At 76.9% G+C, this 24,450-nt stretch carries 22 protein-coding genes; 15 read left to right on the forward strand and 7 right to left on the reverse strand.

From position 1 onward, the window contains the following. Nucleotides 1-109: 109 nt before the first annotated feature. Nucleotides 110-1,639 carry an MFS transporter gene (locus FHN55_RS00955; protein ID WP_139709860.1) on the forward strand — a complete coding sequence of 510 codons (1,530 nt, stop codon included), beginning with the start codon at nucleotides 110-112 and terminating at the stop codon, nucleotides 1,637-1,639. Here the strand turns inward: FHN55_RS00955 and FHN55_RS00960 are convergent. Beyond that, on the reverse strand, nucleotides 1,623-2,471 hold the full coding sequence (locus tag FHN55_RS00960) for an LLM class F420-dependent oxidoreductase (protein WP_139709861.1): 849 nt from the start codon (nucleotides 2,469-2,471) through the stop codon (nucleotides 1,623-1,625). The two genes, FHN55_RS00955 and FHN55_RS00960, sit on opposite strands and share 17 nt — an antisense overlap. A 115-nt stretch (nucleotides 2,472-2,586) precedes the next feature. On the opposite strand from FHN55_RS00960, the gene FHN55_RS00965 reads away from it, so the two are divergent. The 3 genes from FHN55_RS00965 (at nucleotide 2,587) to FHN55_RS00975 (ending at nucleotide 3,786) form a co-directional block, all read left to right on the forward strand. After that, the gene (locus FHN55_RS00965) at nucleotides 2,587-2,784 is read left to right on the forward strand and encodes a hypothetical protein (RefSeq protein WP_139709863.1); all 198 of its coding nucleotides are present in this window, start codon (nucleotides 2,587-2,589) and stop codon (nucleotides 2,782-2,784) included. 60 nt (nucleotides 2,785-2,844) lie between these two features. After that, nucleotides 2,845-3,186: a YciI family protein gene (locus tag FHN55_RS00970; protein WP_139709865.1), complete on the forward strand. Its 342-nt coding sequence runs from the start codon at nucleotides 2,845-2,847 to the stop codon at nucleotides 3,184-3,186. Between the two features lie 90 nt (nucleotides 3,187-3,276). After that, nucleotides 3,277-3,786, forward strand: coding sequence for a DinB family protein (locus FHN55_RS00975; RefSeq protein ID WP_139709867.1), 510 nt, complete (start codon nucleotides 3,277-3,279; stop codon nucleotides 3,784-3,786). 29 nt (nucleotides 3,787-3,815) lie between these two features. Here FHN55_RS00975 and FHN55_RS00980 read toward each other — a convergent pair whose 3' ends face one another. Further along, a complete protein-coding gene (locus tag FHN55_RS00980) occupies nucleotides 3,816-4,325 on the reverse strand; it encodes a hypothetical protein (protein WP_139709869.1) in 510 nt (169 codons plus the stop codon). 87 nt (nucleotides 4,326-4,412) lie between these two features. Next, nucleotides 4,413-5,159: an HD domain-containing protein gene (locus FHN55_RS00985; RefSeq protein WP_139709871.1), complete on the reverse strand. Its 747-nt coding sequence runs from the start codon at nucleotides 5,157-5,159 to the stop codon at nucleotides 4,413-4,415. A gap of 190 nt (nucleotides 5,160-5,349) precedes the next feature. Between FHN55_RS00985 and FHN55_RS00990 the strand changes: the two genes are divergently transcribed. Beyond that, a complete protein-coding gene (locus tag FHN55_RS00990; RefSeq protein ID WP_218974229.1) occupies nucleotides 5,350-5,811 on the forward strand; it encodes an SRPBCC family protein in 462 nt (153 codons plus the stop codon). 110 nt (nucleotides 5,812-5,921) lie between these two features. Here FHN55_RS00990 and FHN55_RS00995 read toward each other — a convergent pair whose 3' ends face one another. The 3 genes from FHN55_RS00995 to FHN55_RS01005 all read right to left on the reverse strand — a co-directional run bounded on the left by FHN55_RS00995 (nucleotide 5,922) and on the right by FHN55_RS01005 (nucleotide 12,352). Next, nucleotides 5,922-7,028, reverse strand: a complete 1,107-nt coding sequence (locus FHN55_RS00995; protein ID WP_139709873.1) for a pyridoxamine 5'-phosphate oxidase family protein — start codon at nucleotides 7,026-7,028, stop codon at nucleotides 5,922-5,924. Further along, nucleotides 7,025-8,521, reverse strand: a complete 1,497-nt coding sequence (locus FHN55_RS01000; RefSeq protein ID WP_139709875.1) for an FAD-binding oxidoreductase — start codon at nucleotides 8,519-8,521, stop codon at nucleotides 7,025-7,027. The genes FHN55_RS00995 and FHN55_RS01000 overlap by 4 nt, the downstream gene beginning before the upstream one ends. Before the next feature lie 126 nt (nucleotides 8,522-8,647). Further along, nucleotides 8,648-12,352: a BTAD domain-containing putative transcriptional regulator gene (locus tag FHN55_RS01005; RefSeq protein WP_180357553.1), complete on the reverse strand. Its 3,705-nt coding sequence runs from the start codon at nucleotides 12,350-12,352 to the stop codon at nucleotides 8,648-8,650. A 147-nt stretch (nucleotides 12,353-12,499) separates the two neighbouring features. On the opposite strand from FHN55_RS01005, the gene FHN55_RS22455 reads away from it, so the two are divergent. Next, the gene (locus FHN55_RS22455) at nucleotides 12,500-13,030 is read left to right on the forward strand and encodes a GAF domain-containing protein (protein WP_180357554.1); all 531 of its coding nucleotides are present in this window, start codon (nucleotides 12,500-12,502) and stop codon (nucleotides 13,028-13,030) included. 89 nt (nucleotides 13,031-13,119) lie between these two features. Then, nucleotides 13,120-13,593 carry a pyridoxamine 5'-phosphate oxidase family protein gene (locus FHN55_RS01010; protein WP_139709878.1) on the forward strand — a complete coding sequence of 158 codons (474 nt, stop codon included), beginning with the start codon at nucleotides 13,120-13,122 and terminating at the stop codon, nucleotides 13,591-13,593. 7 nt (nucleotides 13,594-13,600) lie between these two features. On the opposite strand, the gene FHN55_RS01015 is transcribed toward FHN55_RS01010, so the two are convergent. Then, complete coding sequence (locus tag FHN55_RS01015) at nucleotides 13,601-14,275, reverse strand: response regulator transcription factor (RefSeq protein ID WP_139709880.1); 675 nt, start codon at nucleotides 14,273-14,275, stop codon at nucleotides 13,601-13,603. 92 nt (nucleotides 14,276-14,367) lie between these two features. On the opposite strand from FHN55_RS01015, the gene FHN55_RS01020 reads away from it, so the two are divergent. The 8 genes from FHN55_RS01020 (at nucleotide 14,368) to FHN55_RS01055 (ending at nucleotide 24,428) form a co-directional block, all read left to right on the forward strand. Then, nucleotides 14,368-15,513: a GAF domain-containing sensor histidine kinase gene (locus tag FHN55_RS01020; protein WP_139709881.1), complete on the forward strand. Its 1,146-nt coding sequence runs from the start codon at nucleotides 14,368-14,370 to the stop codon at nucleotides 15,511-15,513. A gap of 414 nt (nucleotides 15,514-15,927) precedes the next feature. Next, nucleotides 15,928-17,301: a nucleotide sugar dehydrogenase gene (locus FHN55_RS01025; RefSeq protein WP_257570599.1), complete on the forward strand. Its 1,374-nt coding sequence runs from the start codon at nucleotides 15,928-15,930 to the stop codon at nucleotides 17,299-17,301. Nucleotides 17,302-17,340: 39 nt separating this feature from the next. Next, complete coding sequence (locus FHN55_RS01030) at nucleotides 17,341-18,330, forward strand: NAD-dependent epimerase/dehydratase family protein (RefSeq protein WP_139709883.1); 990 nt, start codon at nucleotides 17,341-17,343, stop codon at nucleotides 18,328-18,330. Then, the gene (locus FHN55_RS01035) at nucleotides 18,308-19,591 is read left to right on the forward strand and encodes a glycosyl hydrolase family 18 protein (RefSeq protein WP_139709885.1); all 1,284 of its coding nucleotides are present in this window, start codon (nucleotides 18,308-18,310) and stop codon (nucleotides 19,589-19,591) included. The genes FHN55_RS01030 and FHN55_RS01035 overlap by 23 nt, the downstream gene beginning before the upstream one ends. After that, complete coding sequence (locus tag FHN55_RS01040; protein ID WP_218974230.1) at nucleotides 19,588-20,961, forward strand: glycosyltransferase family 2 protein; 1,374 nt, start codon at nucleotides 19,588-19,590, stop codon at nucleotides 20,959-20,961. Before FHN55_RS01035 ends, FHN55_RS01040 begins: the two co-directional genes overlap by 4 nt. Beyond that, complete coding sequence (locus FHN55_RS01045) at nucleotides 20,958-22,646, forward strand: polysaccharide deacetylase family protein (RefSeq protein WP_139709887.1); 1,689 nt, start codon at nucleotides 20,958-20,960, stop codon at nucleotides 22,644-22,646. The genes FHN55_RS01040 and FHN55_RS01045 overlap by 4 nt, the downstream gene beginning before the upstream one ends. Further along, nucleotides 22,643-23,560, forward strand: a complete 918-nt coding sequence (locus tag FHN55_RS01050) for a hypothetical protein (RefSeq protein WP_139709889.1) — start codon at nucleotides 22,643-22,645, stop codon at nucleotides 23,558-23,560. Before FHN55_RS01045 ends, FHN55_RS01050 begins: the two co-directional genes overlap by 4 nt. A 76-nt stretch (nucleotides 23,561-23,636) precedes the next feature. Next, the gene (locus FHN55_RS01055) at nucleotides 23,637-24,428 is read left to right on the forward strand and encodes an ABC transporter permease (RefSeq protein ID WP_218974231.1); all 792 of its coding nucleotides are present in this window, start codon (nucleotides 23,637-23,639) and stop codon (nucleotides 24,426-24,428) included. The last annotated feature ends 22 nt before the right edge of the window (nucleotides 24,429-24,450 follow it).

Genomic DNA, 24,450 nt, shown 5'->3' on the forward strand with positions numbered 1-24,450 from the left:
CGCCATGCCGCCATCACACCACACCCTTGCACCTGGACCGAACGTCGTTCTATGTTGACCGAACGCCGTTCGGTAGAGCGGTGCCACCGCTCCCGAGAGGAGGGACGCCATGAGCCCCACCACGCCCACGACCGCCCCCGACGCACCCCCCGGCACGCCCGCGACGACCACGGGCGTCCGCACCTACACCTCGCTGGCAGCGGCGTGGGTGCCCCTGCTCGCCCTCTGCCTGGCCTTCTTCGTGGAGATGGTCGACAACACGCTGCTGTCCATCGCCCTGCCCACCATCGGGCGAGACCTCGGCAGCAGCACCACGGCCCTGCAGTGGGTGACCGGCGCCTACTCGCTCACCTTCGGCGGGCTCCTGCTCACCGCGGGCTCCGCCGCCGACCGCCTCGGCCGCCGCCGCGTGCTCCTCGTGGGCCTGGCCGTCTTCGGCGCCACCAGCCTCGCGGCGGTCCTCGTGACGACCACGAGCGAGCTCATCGCCCTGCGCGCCGCCCTCGGCGTCGCCGCCGCCGCGATGGCCCCGATCACCAACTCCCTGGTGTTCCGCCTCTTCGACGACGAGGCGCTGAGGATGCGCGCGATGACCGTGATGATCGTCGTCGGCATGAGCGGCTTCGTGCTCGGGCCGCTGCTCGGCGGCACCGCCCTGGCGCACGTCAGCTGGGAGTGGCTGCTCGTGGTGAACGCCCCCATCGCCCTGGTCGCCTGGATCGGCGTGCGCCTCGGGGTGGCCGCCGACCGCCGCGAGGACCTCACCCACGACCGCCTCGACCTGCCCGGGGCCCTCCTGTCCACCGCCGCGATCGGCCTGGCCTGCTACACCCTCACCAGCGGCGTCGAGCACGGCTGGGTGTCCTTCGCCACCACGGGGTCAGCACTCGGCGCCGTGCTCGCCCTGGCCGCCTTCGTCCGCCACGAGCGCCGCACCGCACAGCCCATGCTCGACCTGCAGATCTTCCGCGACGGCACCGTCCGCGGTGCGGCCGTCGCCCAGGTCGGCACGTCCGTCGCCATGGCCGCCGTGCTGTTCGCGCTCGTCCTGCACTTCCAGTACGCCTACGGCTGGAGCCCCGTCCGCGCCGGCCTCGCCAACCTGCCGGTCATCGTGACGATGGTCGTGGCCACACCCGTCTCGGAGCAGCTCGCGAAGCGCCTCGGACACCGCGTGGCCTGCCTCGTCGGCGCCGGGCTGCTCGCCGGGTCCCTCGCGGGCCTGGCCGCCGGCGTCGACCACGGCTACCCCGTCATCGCCGCGTGCCTGGTGGTGATGACCGTGGGCCTGCGGACGGTGATGACCATCTGCGCGGTCGCGCTCGTCAGCGCTGCGCCGGAGAACCGCACGTCGCTGGCGGCCTCGCTCAACGACACCGCGCAGGAGGTCGGCACCAGCATCGGCACCGCCGTGGTCGGCACCCTCGTCGCCGCCCTCGTCACGGCGACGCTGCCCGCGGGCACCTGGAGCACCGAGCTGGTCAGCTCCTTCTTCCACGGCGAGCGGATCGCGTTCGCGGCGCTCGCCGTCGTCGTCGGCCTCCTGGCGGGAGCGGGTGCGCTCATGCTCACCGGCTCCCGCGGCACCGAGGAGCACCCGGCTCCGCAGACCACCCCGGCGGCTACCCCCGCGGCGTGAGCCCGAGCGCGCTCGCGAGGGCCCGCAGCGCGGGCACGGGGTCCGCCGTCCTGGGGACCACCTGCACGCAGACGTGGTCCGCGCCGGCGTCGAGGTGGGCGCGGACGCCGGCGGCCACGGCGTCCGCGCCGCCGTGGACGACGACCGCGTCCACCAGGCGGTCGCTGCCCGGCAGCGCGACGTCGTCCTCGGTGAAGCCCCCGCGGCGCATCGTGGAGGTGTAGTTGTCCAGCTGCAGGTAGAAGTGCAGGAAGTCGCGGGCGGCGGCCCGCGCGGCGCCGGGGTCGTCGTCGAGCACCACGGTCTGCTCCGGGGCCACCAGCACGCCCTCGCCGAGGTCGGAGCGCATCTGCGCGGTCTGCGACGGGACCGTGAGGTAGGGGTGGGTGCCGACGGCGCGCTCCGCTGACACCGCCAGCATCTTCGGGCCCAGCGCCGACAGCACCCGTGAGCCGACCGGCACACCCCGCTCGTCGAGCACGTCGAGGTACTCGCCCATCGCCTGCAGCGGGCGCACGCGCTGCGGGGTGGCCTCGCGGTGGCCAGAGCCGATGCCGAGCAGCAGGCGTCCGGGGAAGCGCGCCTCGACGCGGTGGAACGCGTCGGCCAGCTCAGCGGCGTCGGCCTGCCAGATGTTCGTGATCCCGGTGGCGACGACGAGGGTGTCCGTGGCCTCGAGGACCCGCTCGGCGGCCACGAGGTCCGCCGGCGGGGACCCGCCCAGCCAGAGGGTGCCGTAGCCGAGCCGCTCCACCTCCGCCGCCAGTCCGGGGCCGGTGTCGTCCACGCCGCGCCACACGCCCGCGGCTCCGAGCCGCTCCTGCCAGGTCATGGTCCCCAGCCTGTGGCCGGGGCTGGTGGCCGTCCACCCGGACCGCCGGAGCGTCCTCTTGAAACGGGTGTGCTGGTGGTGGACGATCGAGAGCCCGGCGCCGAGGAGGCCCCCCGTGCTCCCGCAGTTCCCGCTCCCGTCCTGGCTCGACGGCTTCGGCTCCGCCGTGGGGCTCATGGCGCTCCTCGGGTGGGCGGGGTTCGCCGTCCTGGTGGTGGTCGGCGCGGTCGCCCTCAGGCGCGAGCTGGCCCGGCGCCGCAGGGTCGCCCTCGCCGACGCCCGAGCCGAGGCCGAGGCGCACGCGCAGCGATGAGTTCCTCGTCCACAGCCGGTCCCTGACAGCACCACCGGCAGCGGACCAGGAGGACGACCGATGACGAAGTACCTGATCTCCTTCGACGACGGCTCGATGGACCACATCACCGACGACGAGCTGCCCGCGGTCAGCGAGGCGTCGCACGCGGTGGTCCGCGAGGCGCAGGCGGCGGGGGTGTGGGTGTTCGGCGGCGGCCTGCGGCGCCAGCGCCCGACCGTCGTGGGCACCGACGGGAGCACGACCGACGGCGCCGAGCCGTTCAGCAAGGCGATGGTCGGCGGCTTCTGCGTGGTGGACGTGCCCACGCGCGCCGAGGCGCTGCAGTGGGCCGCGCGCATCGCCGCCGGCTGCCGCTGCGCGCAGGAGGTCCGCGAGATCATGGACGACCCGGACGCATGACGCGCGGTCCCTCGAGCGGCCCCAGGTCGACGACCGGCGAGCCGTCCAGCCGGTCCCCCGTCGGCAGACCGTCCGTGCCAGCCTGGGGCGGTGCCGGACGAGCCCCCCGTCGACCCCTTCGCCGTGCCGCTCGCCGACGAGCGCACCCAGCTCACCGCGTTCCTCGAGCACTACCGCTCCGCGGTCGAGGCGACGCTCGACGGCCTCGACGCCGAGCAGGTCCGCCGGCGGCTGGTCCCCTCGGCCACCACGCTGCTGGGGCTGCTCGCGCACGTCACGTGGATGCAGCGCGTGTGGTTCGAGGAGTGCATCGGAGGCACGCCCCGCACGGCCCTGGGCCTGGTCACCACCCCCGACGAGAGCTTCCAGCTGCACGACGGCGACACCGCCGCCTCCGTGCTCGAGGCGCACCGCGCGGCCTGCGCCACCGCACGCGCCGCGCTCGCGGAGCACGGCCTGGACGACGTCGTCACCGGGCACCGGGCCGGTCCCCGCACCGTGCGGTGGGTGCTCCTGCAGGTGCTGCGCGAGCTGGCGCACCACTGCGGGCACGCCGACGTCCTGCGCGAGCAGGTGCTCGCGCAGGACCGGACCACCTGACCCCGTCCCGCCGGACGCGCACGCAGCCGTCAGGCTGCGCGCAGGAGCACCGGGCGAGCGCTGACCCGGCTCAGCGGCAGCACCCACAGCGGGTCGTGGTCGCTGGCGGCCCCGCCCGGGGCCGCGGGGTCCCAGGCCGAGCCGGCCGGGTCCTGCAGCGTGCGCAGGTGGACGTCGCCGCCGGACGTGCTCGTCAGCGCGTAGACCCAGAAGCACTCGCCCAGCGAACCCGCCACCAGCAGGTCGGAGTGGCGCGCCCTCAGCGACGGCTGGTGGGCCGAGAGCAGCTGCACCTCGATGAGGCGCTCCGGAGCACCGTCCGGGCCGAAGCTGAGGTAGCGGCGCCGCGACCAGTACCGCGTGCCGCTGGGGACCGCGGGGCCCCAGGCGCTGCGGGCCCTGAGCACCGCCTCGCTGTCGAGGTCGTCCCAGGCCGCCAGCGAGGGGTCGACCAGGCGGCGGCCCTGCTGCGCCTCCCAGCGCCGCAGGACGGCGAGGGGGTCGGCGCGCTCGACCGGCGAGCCTCCCTCAGGTGTCACACCTGCATCGTGCGGGCCCCACCTGCCGGCCGCCTGCGGAAGCGCTGGATGTTCACCGGGCCGAAACTTCCGCCCGGCGCGTCGCCGTCAGCCGGCGCTGGTCCGCGCGGCGCGGGCGAGGAGCAGCCGGTCCTCGGTGGCCCGCACCGCCCCGATGAGCAGCGGACCGCGCTGGGCGTGGCAGCGCACCTGCGCGCTGGTGGGACCGTGGCGCTCGAGCACCTCGGCGATGCGCTCGTGCACGGTGACCCGCCGGCCGTCCGGAGCGGTGGTCTGGTCCGCCCAGGTCAGGGCGTCGGCCACCGGGCCCGACCAGTACCCGGGCCTGCTGAAGGGGTCCAGGAGGTGGCCCAGCTGGCGGACGCCGGCCACCAGGCGCGCTCCCGAGTGGTGGGCGACCAGGCCCACCAGAGCCGGGGGCCAGAGGCTGCGCTGCAGGTGCAGCGCCCCGTCGACGGGGTGGAACCCGGTCTGCACCAGCGCCGGCGCGTAGCCGACGTCGTGCAGCCACGCGGCGGCGAGCAGCAGGTTCACCTGCTCCGGAGCCACCGCGGCCGCGCCTTCGGCGGCGCGCTCGGCCACGGCCTGCGTGTGGCGCCAGCGGCGCCCGTCGTCGTCGACGGTGGCCAGGAGGCGGGCGGCCAGCTCGCGGGCCTGCTCGACCAGCTCGTCCTCGAGGGCCACGGTGTGCAGCTCCCCGCCGGACCGCGCCGCACCCGCGGGGGCGCTGCCGGAGGCGAGGGCGTCTCGCGAGCGGTCCGCGGTGCGCGGTGCCCGCGCGACGGGACGCAGGGGTGACCACGCGGTGAACGCGGAGAGGCCTGCGGTCGACATGGTCACCAACGTAGTCGCTCGCGCGGGGGGCCGGTGCGCCCGACGCAGGCGTCGTCGACGCCCGGCCACGTGGTGGACCGCCCTGGTCACCGCGCGTCAGGAACGCGTGCGTCCGGCGACGTCCCGCCCACCCGGATCAGCCTCCGGAGCGGGCTTCCTCCCCGGCGCAGGCGCGCCTACGCTCCGGCGCGTGGTCTGGCCAGCCCTGCACATCAGCCGGTCCGTCGAGGCGCCGCCGCAGCGCGTGGTGGCGCTCGCCGGGGACCCCGCCCAGCTGCCCCGCTGGGCCGCCGGCCTGGCCACCGGGATCCGCGAGGAGGACGGGCGGTGGTTCACCGACTCGCCCGCGGGACCGGTGGAGGTCGCCTTCACGGGGCCGCTGGAGGCCGGCGTCCTCGACCACGACGTGACGCTGCCCGACGGCACCGTGGTGCACAACCCCCTGCGCGTGCTCGCCAACGACTCCGGCAGCGAGGTGGTGTTCACCCTCTTCCACCGCACCGGCGTGACGGAGGAGGAGCTCCGCGCCGACGCCGAGCTCGTCCGGGCGGACCTCGACAGGCTCGCCGCGCTGCTGGAGGACGACGGCGGCCCGGGCACGGCGGCGCGCGGCACCTCGCGGAGCAGCGCGGCTGACCGCCGCAGCCCCTGACCTCCGGTGCTCAGCGCACCCAGGGCTAGCGGTGCTCAGCGCACCCAGGGCTCGCGGTGCTCAGCGCACCCAGGGCTCGCGGTGCTCAGCGCACCCAGGGCTCGCGGTGCTCAGCGCACCCAGGGCTCGCGGTGCTCGCGGGGGTCGACCCACGCCGGGGAGCTGCGGCGGCCACGCGCCGGACGGACCGCGTGGAGGGCCTCGTACTCGTCCCAGGCCACAGCCGGTCGGGGAAGGCCACGGCGCTGCAGGTAGCGCTGCGCCGTGGCCCGGGACCGGCGGGCGAAGGCGAGCACGCCCAGCGGCGAGGTGGGGAACTCCCCCGCCAGCCGCTCCGGGGTGAACCGCCACCCGTCACCGGTGCGCCGGACGGTGCCCCAGGCGCCGGTGACGCGCTGGTTCCACAGCAGCTCGTCGTGGGAGTGGGCGAGCAGTGTGGCGGGACCCTCCTGCACGTCCTCGTCCTGCGGGACGGTGATGACCAGACCCCCTCCGGCGCCCCCGCCGGCGGGTCCCTCGGGCAGGAGCACGCGGACCGAGCGGGGCGCCCCGTCGGGACGCGGCCACGACAGCACAGCCGTGCGGTGGCCGTCGCGGACCAGGACGGCGCGCAGCTGCTCCTCGGGCGTGCCACCGCGCCGGCGCCTCGAGCGCGTCCGGCGGGTCCCCGGCGCCACCGGAGCGGACGCGGACGCGACGGGGAGGGCGGGCCGCACCTCCACGGTGTCGGGCACCACCGTGATGACCAGGCGCAGGTAGTACCAGCCCATGAGGCGGCGCAGCGGGCGGGCGCTGTTCGACTCCCCGGCGGGCTGGCGCACGAACAGCCGCCGCCAGTACTCCTCCAGCCCGCGCGGGTCGGCGTGGACGACGTCGGGGCACGTCGCCCGTCCCGTGACGAGCACCTGCGGCGCGCCGGGGTCGGCCGACCCCGTCGCGTCGGAGAAGAGGAGGCAGACCCTGCCGTCCCGGCGGACGTTGAGCGCCTTGACCGGCAGGCCGATGGACGTCGTGACCGTCAGGTGCCCCGTCGTCGGGTCGGGCAGCACCACCACCGGCCAGGCGACGGGGGTGCCGGACCTGTCGAGCGTGGCCATCTCGGCGGTGAGGTGGGCGTCCACCGCCGCGAACGCCCGCGCCGTCCACGGCGCGGGGAGCCCGGGCCCCCGGTCCCCAGGGGCAGGGACAGCAGCGGTCCCGACCGCGGTCGCGCTCATCGCTGGGCCTGCGCGTCCACGGCGCCCGCGGAGGACCCGGCCGGGGTCACCGGGTGTGCCGCGGCGACGAGGCCGGCGGCGTCGTAGCGCTCCCTGAGCGCCTGCAGCCGCCGCCAGGCCCGGGGCGTGTGGGCCCGGGCGGCGTCGGCGGGCTCCTCGACGAAGTTGGGGTAGGCCGCGCCGCTGGCCCAGGGCGCCACCGCCTCGACCAGCCGCGTCGCGCTCGCGTGCCCGGCGCGCCGGACCTCGTCGTCGAGCGCGAGGCCACCGCCGAAGACGAGGAAGGCTCCCCGCAGGTGCGACAGCGCCGCGTCCGGGGAGGGGTCGGCGAGGCGCCCCCCGAGCTGGCGCACCTCGGCGGCCAGGAGCGCGGTGCCCGAGCCGGGTCCCGCGGCGTCGAGGAAGGCGCGGGCGGCCTCCGGCGGGAAGGCGTCGACGAGCGCCGAGCGGCTCACCGCGGGGGTGGGGCCCTCGGGGTCCATGTGCAGGCGGGTCAGCGCGGCCACCGGGACCTCGGCGAAGGTGTCGACCTCCGGCCCCAGGGCGCGCAGCGGCGCGAGGACGCGCGCGGCGTGCTCGGGCCCGCTGAGCCCGGCGCCGGGCAGCACCGCGCCGTCGACCACCACGAGGTGTCGCCCGCGGAAGGGCTCGGGCACGCTCGGAAGCGGCGGCAGCCGGAGCAGCCTGAACGACGTCGTCACCTCGCGGGGCGCGTCGGCGGCCCAGGCGGCCCACGCCGGGAGCAGCTCCTCGGCGCGCGCGGCGTCCCACACGAGCAGGCCCGCCACCGCGGTGGCGAAGGGGAACGCCCTCACCGTCATGCGCGTGACGACGCCGAAGCCACCGCCTCCGCGCAGCGCCCACAGCAGGTCGGCGTCCTCGCCGTCACCGTCGCCCGCGACGACCACGGACCCGTCGGGCAGCACGACCTCGGCGGACACGACGCTGTGCGCGGCCATCCCCAGGGAGCGGGCGTACCAGCCGATGCCCCCGCCCAGGCAGTAGCCCACCACCCCGACGTCCGGGGAGGAGCCGTGCAGCACCGCCAGGCCGTGGGCGGCGGCGGCGGTGACGGCCTCGTCCCACAGCGTGCCGGCGCCGACCGTCACGGTGAGCGCCTCCGGGTCGACGACGACGCCGGTCAGCGCCGAGGTGCGCAGCAGGACCGCGTCGCGCAGGTCGTCCAGCGCCCCGGCGCAGTGCCCGGTGCCCTGCGGCGCCAGACGAAGCCCCAGGGACCGCACCGCCCGCACCACCGCGGCGACCTCCTCCGTGGAGGCGGGGTGCACGACCGCGGCGGGGTGCTGGTCGACGCTGAGGTTCCACGGGCGGCGGGCGTCGTCGTAGCGCTCGTCGCCGGGCAGGTGCACCGCGCCGGCGCACAGCCCCCGCAGGACCTCGAGACCGTCACGAGCGCTCGCAGGGGTGACGGGGGCAGCAGGGGCAGCAGGGGCGGCAGGGCTGGCAGCGGTGACGGTGGCGGTGGCGGTCACGGAGGGCTCCTCGGGCGGGGGGCGGGCTGGTGCCCCGACGCTCTCGACCGGGCGTTGCAGCGGCCTTGCGGAACCGTTGCAGCCGGCGTGCGGGGACCGGCCCGGCCAGACCGCCGGGCGCTGCGCTCAGCGCGGCAGGACGGCGGCCAGCTCGTCGTCGGCCTCCACCCGCAGCGCCTTCCTGACCTGCTCCAGCAGTCCGCGCACGGCCGCCGGGGTGAGGAAGAGCGCCGCGGCGATGCCGTTGACGTCCACCCCCTCGGCGCGCAGCTGTGCCACGCGCTGCTCGGTGGACGACAGGCGGCGGTGGCTGCGAGGGCGCGGCAGCGCGGCGCCCGCCGGAGGGGGTGAGCCGGCACCCAGGAGGGAGCGGAGCTCGTCGAGCAGCGCCTCCGCGCCGCAGTCCTCCGCGAGCTCGAGCGCCGACCAGCGCAGCGCCGCAGCCTCCTGCGGGTCGCGGGACCCGACCACCGCGGCCAGCGCCGCCTGCGCGCGGGCCAGCTCCAGGCGGGCCGAGCTGGGGGTGAGCACGGCGACCGCCCGGCGCAGCAGCGCCTCGCGGCCGTCCTCGTCGTCGTCCCCGACGTGGTCGGACGGGGGACGGGTCTCGGCGAGCAGCCGCAGCGCCTGCCCCTCGCAGCGCACCGACGCGCACGCCCGGGCCAGGGCCAGCTCCTCCTCGAGCACGGCGGCGGCCTCCTCGCGGCGGTCGAGGGCCAGCAGCGCGCGGGCCCGCAGCGGGCGCCAGCCGTACCAGCCCGGCACCGTGACGGGGGGCCGCTCGGCGAGCGGGGCGAGCAGCGCCAGCGCCTCGGCCGCGCGCCCCTGCGCGAGGAGCACCGCCGCCTCGGCCTCGGTGCGGAAGTGCGTGCCGTCGCCCATCCGTGCGCCGTGCTGCGTGGACACCAGCAGCTCGTGCGCCCGCTGCACGCGACCGCGGTCCAGCTCGACCCCCACGAGGAAGGCCTCGCCGTAGGTCATGCCGATGGCGCGCGGCGCCCAGCGCGTCCCGACCTCGTCGTGGGTGGTCAGCAGGTGCTCGGCCTCGCGCAGGTCACCGGCGGACCAGCGGGCGCGGCCCCGCCAGAGGAGCACACCCATGGCGGAGATGACCGACCCCTGCGCGCGGGCCCGCTCGAGGGCGGCGTCCCACACGGCGTCGACGTCCTCACCGAGCAGCTCCAGCGCGAGCACGGCGACGACCCAGAGCAGGCCGGGGTCCGCGGCGGTGAGCACGTCGCCCTCGAGGGCCCAGCGGCACAGCTGCGCGCAGCGGGCCGGGTCGGCCGCGGTGACGTAGAGCTCCCAGGCGACGGCCACCGCGAGCATGCGCGCGCCGGGTCCCCCGCCGACCGGTGCGGGCAGCGGCTCCCCGGACCACGCCGCCTCGTAGCCGTGCATGAAGGAGGCGATGCGCGCGAGGGCCTCCAGCGCCTGCCGCTCGTCGCGCAGCTCCTCCGCCTCGTCCTCGGGGACGGCGTCGCGCTCAGCGCGCGCCACCTCCACCGCCTGGCCCCGCGGACCCGCCATGACGAGGGAGAACACCAGCTGGACGGCGGTGCGGGCGCGCTCGGCGGGGTCTCGGGCGCCCTCGAGCGCCTGGCCCAGGTGCGCGATGGCGGCGGGGCCGTCAGTCAGCTGCTCCAGGCTGCCCACCTCCAGCAGCGCGGCCGTGCGCTCCGGTCCCTCGGGCAGCTCCTCCAGGGCCCGCACCAGGTAGACCACCGCGCTCTCCGGCGCGCCACGGTCGGCCGCGACCCGCGCGGCGCGGCGCAGCACGGCGGCGTAGCCGGGGCTCCCGTGCGCGGGTGCGAGGAGCAGGTGGGCGGCCACCTCCTCGACGTCGGCGCCGTGGGAGCCCAGGGCCCGTGCGGCGGCCTCGTGCGCCAGCGCCCGCTCCCCGGCGGGGACGCCCCGGTAGACCGCCTCGCGCACCAGCGGGTGCACGAAGGCCAGGGGGTGGCCCTCGCGCAGGATCTCGGCCGCGGCCAGCGCGTCGGCGGCCAGGGCCGCCTCGCGCAGCTCGAGCCCGGCCAGGGCCGCCGCCGCGGCGAGGGGCCTGTCGTCCCCGAGGACGGCGACGGCGCGGGCGAGCCGCCCGCACTCCGGCGCCAGGCGCGACAGGCGCAGCAGCACGACACCGGCCACGGCCCGTGACCCGATCGCCACGACGCGGTCGGCGTGGGCGGGGTCCGGGCGGGCGCCGTCGGCCTCCAGCGCGCGCAGCACCTGCCGCAGGAGCAGCGGGTTGCCGCCGGTGCTGCGCTGGCAGGCCCGCGTGAACAGGGGGTCGGGCTCACCGAGGCGCTCGCGCACCACCTCGGCGACGGCCGCTGCGCTCAGCGGCGCGGGGCGCAGCACGGTGGTGCTGGGTCCGGCGGCGACCTCGGCGACCAGCGGCGCACCCGGTCCGGGCTCGCCGGTGCGCACGGCGGCGACCAGCAGCACGGGCAGGCCCTCGAGCCGGTGGGCCAGGTGCGCCAGGAAGCGCACCGAGGAGGTGTCGGCCCACTGCAGGTCGTCGACGAGGAGCACCAGCGGAGAGCGCGAGGCGAGGGAGACGACCAGCCAGTACAGGGCGTGCAGGGCGCCGAAGGCGCCCTCACCGGCCTGCGGGAGCTGCTGGGGGTCGTGGTCGAGGGGGGCGCCGAAGACGGAGGCCGCCCCGGCCGCCGGGCCCTGCAGCAGGCTGGCGCGCTCGCCGGGGTCGAGCAGCTGCGGCTCCAGGAGCTGGCGCACCACGCCGAAGGCGAAGGCCTGCTCCAGGGCGCTGGCGCGGGCGCTCAGCACGGCGGCGCCGGACGCCGCTGCGAGCCTGCGCGCCTCGTCCAGGAGCCGCGACTTGCCGATGCCGGCCGGCCCCTCCACGAGGACCGTCCCGCCGCGCGCCTCGAGGGCGTCCCCGAGGGCCGTGAGCAGCTGGGACACCTCGGCGTCGCGCTCGGCGAGGAGCGCGACCCGCGCGGCCGCTGCGGGCGGCGGCGCCGCGGCGACCGGCGACGCCGCTGCGACAGCGGACGACGGGACGGAGGTGGCGACCGGGGGCGCCAGCCGGGGGTCCTGCGCGAGGACCGCCGCCTCCAGCTCGCGCAGCGCCGGGCTGGGGTCCACCCCCAGCTCCTCGCGCAGCAGCCGCCGCGCCCGGCCGAGCGCCAGCAGCGCGTCGCTCTGGCGCGAGCTGCGGTACAGCGCCAGGGCCAGCAGGCGCCACCGCTCCTCCCGCAGCGGCTCGACGGCCACCAGCTGCTCCAGCTCCGGAACGAGCAGCGCGGCGCGGTCGCCGCCGGGCAGCTCGAGGCGGCCAGCCAGCAGCCGCTCCAGCGCCACCGAGTGCAGCTCGCGCACCCGTGCGGACTCCGCCTCGGCCCAGCGGACGCCCGCCCACTCCTGCAGCGCCGGGCCCCGGTGCAGCGCCAGCGCCTGCTCGAGCACCGGCACCGCGTCCACGAGGGGGAGCGCTGCCGCCCGGCCCAGCAGGCGCTCGAAGCACCAGAGGTCCACGGCCTCCTCCGGCAGCCGCAGCGCGTACCCGACTGGCGTGCGCACCAGCGCCCCCGGCGCATCAGCGGCGCGGTGCGGGTCCAGCGCCCGCCTCAGGCGCGACAGGTACGACTGCAGCGCCCCGGCAGCGCGCGGGGGCGGACGACCGTCCCAGACGTCGTCGGCCAGCTGCTCGGCGGCCACCGCGGCGCCGCGGGCCACGACCAGACGGGCGAGCACCGAGCGCTGGCGCGGGCCGCCGAGGTCCAGGTCGACACCGTCGCGCTGGGCGAGCAGCCCCCCGAGCACGACGAGCCTCAGCCCGCCGGACGCAGCCCCGGTGCCGTCCACGAGGGCAGAGTGCCGCGCCACGGCTGCCCAGGGCAACGCCTCCGGACGGACCTGGTGCCGGCGGGTCCCCGCGCGGCGGGCAGTGGCGTGCAGGTCGGGGACCACCGCCGGTACGGTCGCGGCGAGGACCGGCGGCGGAGGTGCGGCATGGGGCCTGCGACGGTGCGGGACTGGCTCTCGGGCAGGGTGCGCTCCACCCGGGACACCGGCCTGCGGCGGGTGCTGCAGGAGCTCGTCGAGCAGCTGGCGCTGGCGAGCGCGGAGGCGGTGACGCTGCGCCGCCTGTCCGCGGACGGGCAGCGGCTCGAGCCCGTGGCCTGGTACCACCCCGACGCCGAGGTGCGGGAGGCCATCGGGCAGGTCGTGCACCGCACGACCGCCGTGGCCGACAGCGGTCTGTGGAGACCGGTGCTGCGGGAGCACCGTCCCGTCCGGTACCACATCCCCGTCGGCGGCCGGCTGGCGGACGCGGCTCCCGTCCAGGCCTCCCACCTGGAGCGCTTCGCGGTGCGCGCCATGATGGGAGCGCCGGTGCTCGCCTCCGACGGGGGCCTGGTGGGCTGCACGGCGATGCTCCGCTACGGCTTCGACGCCCCCTTCGGCGACGCGGACGAGGCGCTCCTGACGCAGTTCGCGGCGTGGACCGCCGACCTGCTGGAGCTGCTCGAGGTCGCCTGAGCGCCCAGGACGCACCCGACCCCCTCCCGGGAGCGCCCGGGACGATCGCCTCTGGCGCCCGGCGGAGCCCTCGGGGTCTACTGCCGCCCATGGAGCCCACCGGTCCGCCGACGGCCCGGCAGCAGCCGTCGTCGGGCCGTCCGCCCTCCGGGCGCTCGCTGGTGGTGCTGGACGACGGCGAGTGCTGGACGCTGCTGCGCTCCGGCCGCCTGGGCCGCCTGGTCTACACCGACGGGGCGCTGCCCGCCGTGGCGCCCGTCAGCTACGCCGTGGTGGGCGAGGCGGTCGTCCTGGCGCTGGCCTCGGGCGGCCAGGTCGCCACCGCGGCGCGCGGGTGCGTGGTCGCCTTCGAGGTGGACGACACCGACCAGGAGTCCAGGACGGGGTGGTCGGTGACCGCCGTGGGACCGGCGCAGCTCGTGGACGACCCCCACCTGGCGGCACGCCTGCGCGACGAGGGCCTCGTGCCGTGGGTCTCGTCCGCGACGGCGACCTACCTTTCCGTCGCGGTGCGCGTGCTGAGCGGGCGCCGGCTCGTGCAGACGCCGCGCGCCGGCGGGTGAGCCGCACTCAGCAGGGGGTGCGCACCGGCGCCCCGCGCAGCTCCGCCGCCAGGACGGCCACCTGCGTGCGGCGCTCCAGGCCCAGCTTGGCCAGGAGGTGCGAGACGTAGTTCTTCACCGTCTTCTCGGCCAGGTACAGGCGCTCGCCGATCTGCCGGTTGCTCAGGCCCTCCCCGATCAGCGCGAACACCTCACGCTCCCGCTCGCTGAGCCCGCTGAGCGCACCGGCCGGCTCACCGCGCCGGATCCGCTCCACCACCATCGAGACGGCCCGCGGGTCGAGCGTGGTGCCGCCGGAGCCGACCGTGCGCACCGCGGCCACGAAGTCGGCTCCCAGCACGTCCTTGAGCAGGTAGCCCGACGCTCCCGCCATGACGGCGTCGAGCAGCGCCTCGTCGTCGCTGTAGCTGGTGAGCACCAGCACGCGCAGCCCGGGGACCCGCTCGCGCAGCTCGCGGCAGAGGGTGACGCCGTCGCCGTCGGGCAGGCGCACGTCGACCACGGCGACGTCGGGCCGCAGGGCGGGGACGCGGGCCAGCGCTCCGGCGGCCGTGCCGGAGCCCCCCACCACGGTGATCCCCGGGTCCGTCGAGAGGACGGCGGCCACCCCCAGGCGGACGACCTCGTGGTCGTCCACCAGGAAGACGCGCACGGGCGCGTCGGCAACACCACTGTCCCCCACGTCCCGGACACTAGGGCCGCCGGTGCGGCCGTGACCAGGGCCTGAAGTCCCGCACTGCCGATCAGCAGCCCCCCGGTGGCAGGGTGGCGGCCGTGGAAGCCCGGCTCCGCCGACTCCTCGACGCCGTGGTCCGCGTCAGCGACCTCGACGTCGACGCGGTGCTCCACGACCTGCTCGAGGCCGCCACCGACCTGGTCGGTGCCCGCTACGGCGCGCTCGGGGTCATCTCCCCCGACGGCCGGGGCCTGTCCCGCTTCGTCCACACCGGGATGGACCCCGCCCAGGTGGCGGCCGTGGGGCACCTGCCCGAGGGGCGCGGAGTGCTCGGCAGGCTCATCGACGACCCCCGGCCGCTGCGCATCACCGACCTGACGCGTGACGCCTCCGCCGTCGGCCTGCCGCCCGGCCACCCGCCCATGCGCAGCTTCCTCGGCGTGCCCGTGGTGGTGCGGGAGCAGGTCTTCGGCAACCTCTACCTCACCGAGAAGCGCCCGGACCGGGACGGCGGTCGCTTCACGGCCGAGGACGAGGAGGTCGCGCAGGCCCTGGCCGCCGTCGCGGGCACCGCGGTGGCCAACGCCGCGCTGCACGCCGACGCCCAGCGGATGGCGGTCCTGGAGGACCGCGACCGCATCGCCCACGACCTGCACGACCACGTCGTCCAGCGGCTCTTCGCGGCCGGCCTGTCGCTGCAGGCCGCCACCGCGCACCTGGACGAGGCGCGCGACCCGGTGCTGTCAGGGCGCCTGTCGGGGGTGGTGGCCCAGCTCGACGAGGTGGTGCGCGACATCCGCACGACCATCTTCGGCCTGCAGGTCGCCGGCGGCCCCGGCGGCGGGCTGCGGCGCCGCCTGCTCGACCTCGCCGAGGAGCTCCCCGGCACCTCCACCACGGTGCGCACCAGCGGCGCGGTGGACGTCCTCGTCACCGGCGCGCTGGCCACCGACGTGCTGGCCGTGGTCCGCGAGGCCTGCAGCAACGCCGTCCGGCACGGTCAGGCGCCCCACCTGCTGGTCACCGTGGACGCGACCGCTGAGGACCCCGTCAGCGGCGGCGACGCCGTGGTGGTGCAGGTCGACGACGACGGCGCCGGCGTCGAGCCCGGGACGGCGCGCAGCGGCCTGGTGGGGCTGCAGCAGCGCGCGACCCGCCGCGGCGGCTCGATGGACGTGCGCCCGCGCCGCGGCGGCGGGACCCGGCTGCTGTGGTGGGCCCCGCTCACGACCAGCAGCACCTGACCCACCCTCCCCGCGCGCGGTACGCCCCTGCCGTCCTCCGGCGCAAGGGCTGCTGGCCTCTGTGCCCACGACTTCCTCCGCTCCTAGCGTCAGCGCTCGCCAGCGCCGGTGACCTCGGCGCTCGAGACCCGGGGGGGCGTGACGCGATGACGACCGCCTGCGCGCACGCCCCACCCGGGGCCGCCCGAGCGCTCGACGACGACGACGACGAGGCGCACCCGCCCGGCCTGAGACCACACGGCCCCCGCCCCGCCTGAGACCCCGCGGTCTCCGCCCGTCCCCTGCCCGGCCCCTGCCCGTCCCTGCTGCACCGACCCAGCACCAGCCCGCGGCACCGCCGCGCGGACCGCCCGGGCGCTGCGCACGACCCTCCCGACCCGCCGGACCTCCGGCGCAGGACACCTGGAGCCAGACGTGACCTCGACCATCCCGCACCAGCTCGCCGCGGCCCCCTCCTCGGCCGTGCCCCCCGAGACCGCGGCACCGCCCGAGCTCCTCTCCCCGGCGCCGCCGGCTGACGCCGAGCCGGGCCTGCGCTCCGTGGCGGTGGTCGGCCTCGGCTACGTCGGCCTGCCCACAGCCCTCGCGCTGCACCGCAGCGGCGTGGCCGTCCGCGGTGTCGACGTGAGCCGCCGGCGCCTGGAGGCCGTCCGCGGCGGCCAGGTCGACCTGCTGCCCTCCGACCTGCTCGACCTGCACGCCGCACTCGCCTCCGACGGCTTCTCGGTCGGCGACGACCCCACGGCCGTCGCCGAGGCCGACGCCGTCATCATCTGCGTGCCCACCCCCGTGGACGACCACCTCAGCCCCGACCTCGGGCCCCTGGAGAGCGCGTGCCGCGCGGTGGTCGACTGGGCGCGGCCCGGCCAGCTGCTGGTGCTGACCTCCACCACCTACGTCGGCTCCACGCACGACCTGCTCGTCGCGCCGCTGGCGGCTCGCAGGGGCCTGGTCGCCGGCCGCGACCTGCACGTGGCCTTCAGCCCCGAGCGCATCGACCCCGGCGTCGTCGAGCACGAGCAGGGCCGCACCCCGCGCGTCGTCGGCGGCACCACCGCCGAGTGCACCCGGCGCGCCGCGGACCTCGTCGGCCGGCTGACCAGCTCGGTGCACGCGGTGAGCTCCGCCGAGGCGGCGGAGATGACCAAGCTCTACGAGAACACCTTCCGCGCGGTGGTGCTGGCGCTGGCCAACGAGGTGGCGGGCATCTGCAGGACCCTCGACCTCGACGCCGTGGAGGTCACGGACGCCGCCGCCACCAAGCCCTACGGGTTCCTGGCCGCCTACCCCGGACCGGGCGTCGGCGGGCACTGCATCCCCTGCGACCCGCACTACCTGCTGTGGCAGATGCGCCTGCACCGCACGCCCACCCCGCTCATCGAGCAGGCGATGACGTCGATCGCGCACCGCCCGCACGAGGTGGTGGCGCGCGCCGTGGAGGTGCTCTCCGACCAGGGGCGCGGCCTGGCCGGGGCGCGGGTGCTCGTCGTCGGCGTCAGCTACAAGCCGGGGGTGCGCGACGTCCGCGAGACCCCCGCGCTGGAGATCGTGCGCGGGCTGGAGCAGCGCGGGGCCGTGGTGGCCTACCACGACCCGCTCGTGCCCGAGCTGCGCCTGCCCGACGGCCGGGTGCTCGCGTCCGCGACCGACGCGCCGCAGGAGCAGTGGGACCTCCTGCTCCTGCACACCGTCCACCCCGGCGCGGACCTGTCGTGGGTCTCCGCGCACCCCCTGGTGCTGGACGCCACCTACCGCTTCGCCGCCGCGCCGCAGCGGCACGTCGTCTGAGCCCCCGAGCCCGAGCCCCCCACGCGAAGGAGAACGACCGTGCGCACCCTGGTCACCGGCGGAGCCGGCTTCATCGGGTCCCACCTCGTGGAGCGGCTCTGCCGCGACGGCCACGAGGTGGTGGTCCTCGACGACCTCAGCACCGGCGGCCTCGACAACCTCGAGCACGTCGACCGCCGCCACCTGCGGGTCATCGTGGGCAGCATCACCGACGCCGCCCTCGTCGACGAGCTGGTGGCCGAGGCCCACGAGGTCTACCACCTGGCCGCCGCCGTCGGCGTCCTCACCATCCAGCAGAAGACCCTGGAGAGCCTGCAGACCAACCTGCACGGCACCGAGGCGGTGGTGCACGCCGCCTCCCGTCACGGGACGCGCCTGCTGCTGGCCTCCACGAGCGAGGTGTACGGCAAGAACACGACCGAGGGGCTGCGCGAGTTCGACGACCGCGTGCTGGGGTCCCCGCAGAAGAGCCGCTGGTCCTACGCGGAGGCCAAGGCCCTCGACGAGACGCTGGTGGCGCTGCACGTGCAGCACCGCGGCCTGCGGGCGGTGACGGTCCGCCTGTTCAACACCGTCGGGCCGCGCCAGACGGGCCGCTACGGGATGGTGGTCCCCCGGTTCGTGGCCCAGGCGCTGGCCGGCGCCGACCTCACCGTCCACGGCACGGGCACCCAGACGCGCTGCTTCTGCCACGTCGAGGACGTCGTGCCGGCCCTCGTCCGGCTCATGGCCACGCCGGCGGCGCTCGGGCACGTCTTCAACATCGGCAACCCCGAGCAGGTCTCCGTCAACGAGCTCGCCCGCCGCGTCATCGAGCGCACCGGGTCGAGCAGCGGGGTGGTCCACCTCGACTACGAGGCCGTCTACGGCCCCGGCTACGAGGACATGGAGCGCCGGGTGCCCAACTGCGACCGGGTGGCCGCCCTCATCGGCTGGCGGCCGTGGCGCCGGCTCGACGACATCGTCGACGACGTCGCGGAGCACCTGCGCGAGCAGCAGCGGGCCGGTGCCGCGCCCGCACTGGCGTGAGCCGCACCACGGCGGGCGGCGCGCGGTGAGCGGCCTGTCCACCGCCGCCGGCGTCGTCGTGCTGGTGCTGCTCGTGGCGCTGGCCGTGGTGCGCGCCGCGCCGCCCGACCGCCCCGACGCGCGCGGTCCGGGCGAGGGCGGCGGCGCGGGCGCGGCGGCCGGCCGAGCGGCGGCGGTGGTGGGTGCGTCGCTGCCGGTGTGGGGGTCGGCCACCGGGAGCGCGGCGGTGGCCCAGCACGCCGCGGCCTTCACGACCGCCTCCCCGCAGCTGTACGAGATGACCGCCGACGGGGGCGTCGCGCTCCGCGGCGGGCTCGACCCCGTCGCCGCGCGCGCCGAGGTGGCGCGCCTGCACCGCGCGGGGGTCGACGTGCTGCCGGCCGTGACCAACACCCGCGACGGCTCCTGGGACACCGCCCTCGCCCAGCGGGTGCTGCACGACCCGGACCTGCGCGACCGGCACGTGGTGGCCCTGGTCGACCTCGTGCTGCGCGAGGACGTCGCAGGGGTCGACGTCGACTACGAGGAGCTGACCGCCGCGGACCGCACGGCGTTCTCGGCGTTCCTGGCGCGGCTCGGGCCGGCGCTGCGGGCGCACGGTCGCCTGCTCGCCGTCGACGTCTTCGCCAAGGACGGCGACGCCGGCTACGACCAGCGCAACCTCGCGCAGGACTACGCCGCCATCGGCCGGGCCGCCGACCAGGTGCGCGTCATGGCGTACGACTGGCACTGGGAGACCTCCCCGGCCGGACCCGTGGCCCCGCTGGACTGGGTGCAGCGCGTGGTGGCCTACGCCGTCACCCAGGTGCCGCGCGAGCGCCTCGTGCTGGGTGTGCCGACCTACGGCTACGACTGGGCTGGCCCGGCCGGCCTGCACCAGGGCCAGCACCAGGGGCTCCAGCAGGGCCAGCAGCAGGGCCAGCCGGCCGGTCAGGAGGGTCGCCGGGGCGAGCTGGCCAGCTGGGCGCAGGCGCACGTGCGCGCAGCCGACCGCGGTGCCCCCGTGCGCTGGGACGCGCAGGCGCAGAGCCCGTGGCTCGCCTACACCGACGCCTCCGGTGGTCAGCACGAGCTGTGGTTCGAGGACGGGCGCAGCACCGCCGCCAAGCTGGCGCTGGCCCGCAGCGAGCGCCTCGGCGGTGTCTACCTGTGGCTCGTCGGAGACGTCGACCCCGGCACCTGGCCGCTGCTGGAGGCGCTGCGGCGCGGCGACGCGCTGGTCTGCGCGCCCCTCGCAGCGCAGGACGGGGGCGCGGCGTGAGCCCCGCCGACCTCCTGCTCGACCCGGCCGTCGTCGTCCTCGTCGTGCTCGTGCTGGGGGCCAACGCGAGCCTGTGGGGCCTGCTCGGGCTGCTGCGCTGGTGCGACGAGCGGCTGCACCGGCAGCGCCCGCCGGACGCGCTGGACCTGCCGGTGCAGCGCGTCCGCGTGGGGCAGGTGGCGGTGCTCATGGCCGCGCACGACGAGGAGCTCGTCATCGAGGACTCCCTGCGGGCGCTGGCCGCCCTCGTGCCGGCGGCCGACGTGCACGTGGTCTCCGACCGGTCGTCCGACCGCACCGCCGAGCTGGCCCGCGCCAGCGGCGCCCGCGTGCTGGAGACGTCCGAGAACGTGGGCAAGGCGGAGGCGCTGGCGCTGGGCATCCGGGAGTTCGCGCTGGCCTCCCGCTACGAGGCGGTGCTCGTCGTGGACGCCGACACCCGCCTCGACCCCCACTACCTCGAGGTGGCGCTGCCGCTGCTGGACGACCCGCGCGTCGCCGCCGTCGCCGGGTGCGCGCAGACCCGGTGGCACCCCGAGGAGCTGGGCTGGTGGGGCGCGGCGCTGGTGGCGCACCGCCAGCGCGTCTACGTGCTGACCCAGCGGCTGCTCAAGTACGGGCAGACCTGGCGGGGCCTGTCGGCCACGCACATCGTGCCCGGCTTCGCGAGCGTGTACCGCTCCCGCGCGCTGGAGCGCATCGACGTCAGCGCCCGCGGCCTGGTCATCGAGGACTTCAACATGACGTTCGCGCTGCACGCCCAGCGGCTGGGCCGGGTCGCCTTCACCCCCGCGGCGCGCGCGTACACGCAGGATCCGAGCACCTTCCACGACTACGTCCGGCAGACCCAGCGGTGGTCGCTCGGCCTGTGGCAGACGGTGCGCCGCCACCGGCCGCGCCGCAGCGTCTTCGCGGTGGCGCTGTGGCTGGTGCTCGCCGAGCTGGTCACCGCCAGCACCCTGTTCCTGGCGCTCCCCGCGGGCCTCGTGGTGGTCGGCGGCACCGAGGGGCTGGCGCTGCTCGGCTGGCCGCCCGCCGTCGCGCTGGCCGCCGAGGTGGACGCGACGCGCGCCGTGGCGTGGGTGGTGGTGGGCCTCCTGCTGCCCGACTACCTGCTCTCGTGCGCCGTCGCGCTCGGCGAGCGGCGCCCCCAGTACCTGTGGCTCGGACCGGTGTTCTGGGTGCTGCGCGTCACCGACGCCTTCGTGGCGCTTCAGGCGCTGCCGCGCGCGTGGACCACCCGGTCCACGGGCTCGTGGACCAGCCCCGCCCGCCGCGCCGTCATCGCGCTCCCCGAGACGCAGCTCCTCTCACCCCACCCCGCCGCGACGCCGAGCACCGACCGCCTCACCGAGGAGGAAGCACGATGAGCACCGACCGACACCGCCGCCCCACGAGCACCCGCCGGACGGGTCCCCCGGTGCTGGCGGTGGTCGCCCTGCTCGTCACCGCGCTCCTGGGCGCCTCGCTGTCGGCCTCCGTGGCGGCCGCCCCGGCCGCGCAGGCGGCCATCACGGGACCGACGGTCGTGAGCCTGACGTTCGACGACGGCGACGCCGACCAGGCGACCGCGCAGCAGACGATGGCCTCCAAGGGCATGGTCGGCACCTTCTACGTCACCACCGGCTTCGTCGGGGCCAGCGGCTACCTGACCCGGGCGCAGCTGAGCAGCTTCGCCGCCGCCGGCAACGAGGTCGGCGGGCACACCGTCACCCACGCCGACCTCACCCAGGTCGCTTCCACCGAGGCGCAGGCGCAGATCTGCAACGGCCGCAAGGTGCTGCAGGACTGGGGCTTCCGGCCGACGAGCTTCGCCTACCCGTTCTCCACCGCGAACGCGTCCGTGGAGGCGCAGGCCGCCGGGTGCGGGTACACCACCTCCCGCGGCCTGGGCGACACCCGCACCCGCTTCAGCTGCGGCGGCTGCGTGCGCGCCGAGACCCTCCCGCCCGCGGACCCGCATTACCTGCGCGCTCCCGACCAGGTCGACTCCCGATGGACCCTCGCCGACCTGCAGGGCACCGTCACCGGCGCCGCCAACAACGGCGGCGGGTGGGTCGTCCTCACCTTCCACCGCGTGTGCTCCCCCACCGGCACGGCCTCCTGCCCGGCCGACAGGTCCATCACCCCGGCGCTGTTCAGCCAGTTCGTCACCTGGCTCGACGGCTACCGCAAGACCACCGCCAACAAGACGTCGGTGAAGACCGTCGACCAGGTGGTGCGGCAGTACAAGGGCGCCAGCTACCCCGCGTACTCCCCCGCCGCCTCGGTGCCGCCCAAGCCCGTGGCCGCGGCCGGCACGAACGCGCTGCTGAACGACTCCCTGGAGACCACCGACGCGGCCACGACGTTCCCGCAGTGCTTCCAGCCCGGCGGGTGGGGCACCAACACGGCGGTCTGGTCGTCGGCGACCCCGGGGCGCACCGGCTCCAGGGCCGAGCAGCTGGCGCTGTCCGGCTACAGCAGCGGCGACGCCAAGCTGCTGCCCACCCTCGACCTGCAGACCTGCGCGCCGAGCGTCGCGCCGGGGGCCGCCTACGACGTCTCCACCTGGTACACCTCCACCGGCACCTCGCAGTTCGCGCTGTACTACCGCGACGCGTCGGGGGCGTGGTTCTACTGGACGTCCAGCCCGTGGTTCGCGGCGTCCTCGACGTGGACGCAGGCGCGCTTCACCACCCCGGCGGTGCCCGCCGGCGCCACGGCCGTCACCTTCGGGCTGGCGCTGATCGCCAACGGCACCCTCGTCACGGACGACTACGCGCTCTACCGTGCGGGCACCGGTCCCGCTGCCGCGGCCCCGCCGGCCAGCACGTCGACGACCTCGACGACGGACGGCTCCTCAGCCCGGCAGGCGCCGTCCGCCGACCCCGGCGCGACCGCTGCGCCCGGGGGGCCGTCCGCTCGGCCCGGCGGACCGGCCCAGCCGCCCGGCCCGCCGGTGCTCACCAAGCGCCAGCACTCCACGGCCAAGCCGTACCTGCCCGGCGGGGAGGCCCTGCGCCCCGGCACCCAGGTGGCGGTCCCGCCGCTGCGCGCCGACGGCAAGGGGTGAGGGCCGCCGCGAGCCCTGCGCTGGTGGCCGCCGCGCTGGCCTGCACCGCGACGGCCTGCACCGTGCTGGGCGCCGCGCTGGGGAGCTGCTCGGTGCCGCCGCCACCGGCCCCGGCACCGAGCGCCAGCCCGGCTCCCACCCCGGCCCCGGCCACCACCGGAGCCACCTCGACAGGGACGGCGACGACGATCGAAGGGGCCTCGTCGTCGCCGTCCCGCCCCCCCTCGCCCGCCCCCTCGGCCGACCGGACGGCCGGGGGGCGGGCCGGCGGCCAGCGCTACCCGCTGCACACCGGGATCGTGGCCACGACGTTCTGGGTGGGCGAGGTGTTCGACCCCGACGCCCCTGACGGCAGCCAGGTGCTCTCCGCCTACGACGACCACTGGCTCGCCAGCTACGGCGGGTGCGACGGCGTGGTGGTGGACGGCACGTGCACCACCGAGCGGCGGACGGCCGCGAACGGCTACTTCCCCACCGCGATGACCCCGCGGCAGAACCCGTTCTACCTCGACCTGCCCTTCGACGACGTCAACGACCCCTCCGCCGCCGCGCAGCGCGCCGCCGTCGTCCCCTGGGCGCACGAGCCGCGCTACGCGGCGGCGCTCGCGGACCCCGGCAGGTCGCTCATGAAGGACCGCTGGGTGGCGGTGCGCAAGGACGGGCGGACCTGCTACGGGCAGGTCGAGGACGCCGGCCCGGGGGTCTACGACGACGCCCGCTACGTCTTCGGCGCTGACGACGCGCGCCCGGCCAACCGGCGCTACAACGGCGCGGGCATGGACGTCAGCCCGGCGCTCAACGGGTGCCTGGGCTTCTCCGAGCTCGACGGCGAGGACGACGTCGTGGACTGGTGGTTCGTCGACGACGCCGACGTCCCCGCCGGCCCGTGGACGCGCCTGGTGACCCGCGGCTGACCCGCGGCTGACCCGCGGCCGACCCGCGGCCGACCCGCGACCGGTCGGTGGGGAGCACGCGGGCGATGCTGGGGCAGTGACCCCCGACCAGCTGGTGCGCCTGCTCCTGGGCGTGGCCGCGCTGCTCGCCGTGGCCCTGGTGGTGCTGCGCGCCGCCGGGGTGGCCGTGGGGCCCCGGGGAACCGCCCCGCTGACGGCCGTGCTGCGCGGCGGGCTGCAGCTGGCCGCCATCGGCCTGGTGCTGCGCGGCGTGCTCGACCACGCTCCCGCGCTGGCCGCGGCGGTGCTCGCGGTGATGCTGACCACCGCGGTCTGGACCGCCTCGCGCCGTCTCGCCCCGCTGCAGGGTCCGGCCGCGGCCCGGCGCGCGGTGGCGGTGGCGTGCACGGCCGGGGCCGTCGTCGTCCTCGGGGTGGTCTTCGCCCTCGGCGTGCTGCCGTTCTCCGCCCGCTACGTCGTCGCGCTCGGCGGCATCGTGCTGGGCGGCACCATGACCTCGGCCACCCTGGCCGGACGGCACCTGCTGGCCGGGCTGCTGGCGCGCCGCGACGAGGTGGAGGCGTGGCTCTCCCTCGGCGCGACGCCCCGCCGGGCGGTGCTCGACGTGGCGCGCGCCGCGGTGCGCGAGTCCCTCGTGCCCGTGCTGGACCAGACCCGCACCACCGGGCTGGTGACGCTGCCGGGCGCGTTCATCGGCGCACTGCTCGGCGGGGCCAGCCCGGTGGACGCGGCGCGGTTCCAGCTCATCGTGCTGGCCGGGCTCATCTGCGCCGGCAGCGTGGTGGCCGTGCTGGTCACCACCCTGCTCGGGGCGCCCCGGGTGCTGCCGCCGCCGCTGACGACCCCTGACGACCGCGGACGGCGCTGAGGACCACGGGCACGAGGCGCCG

It is taken from the genome of Streptomyces sp. NP160, from assembly GCF_006335115.1.
GTDB lineage: Bacteria > Actinomycetota > Actinomycetes > Actinomycetales > Quadrisphaeraceae > Quadrisphaera.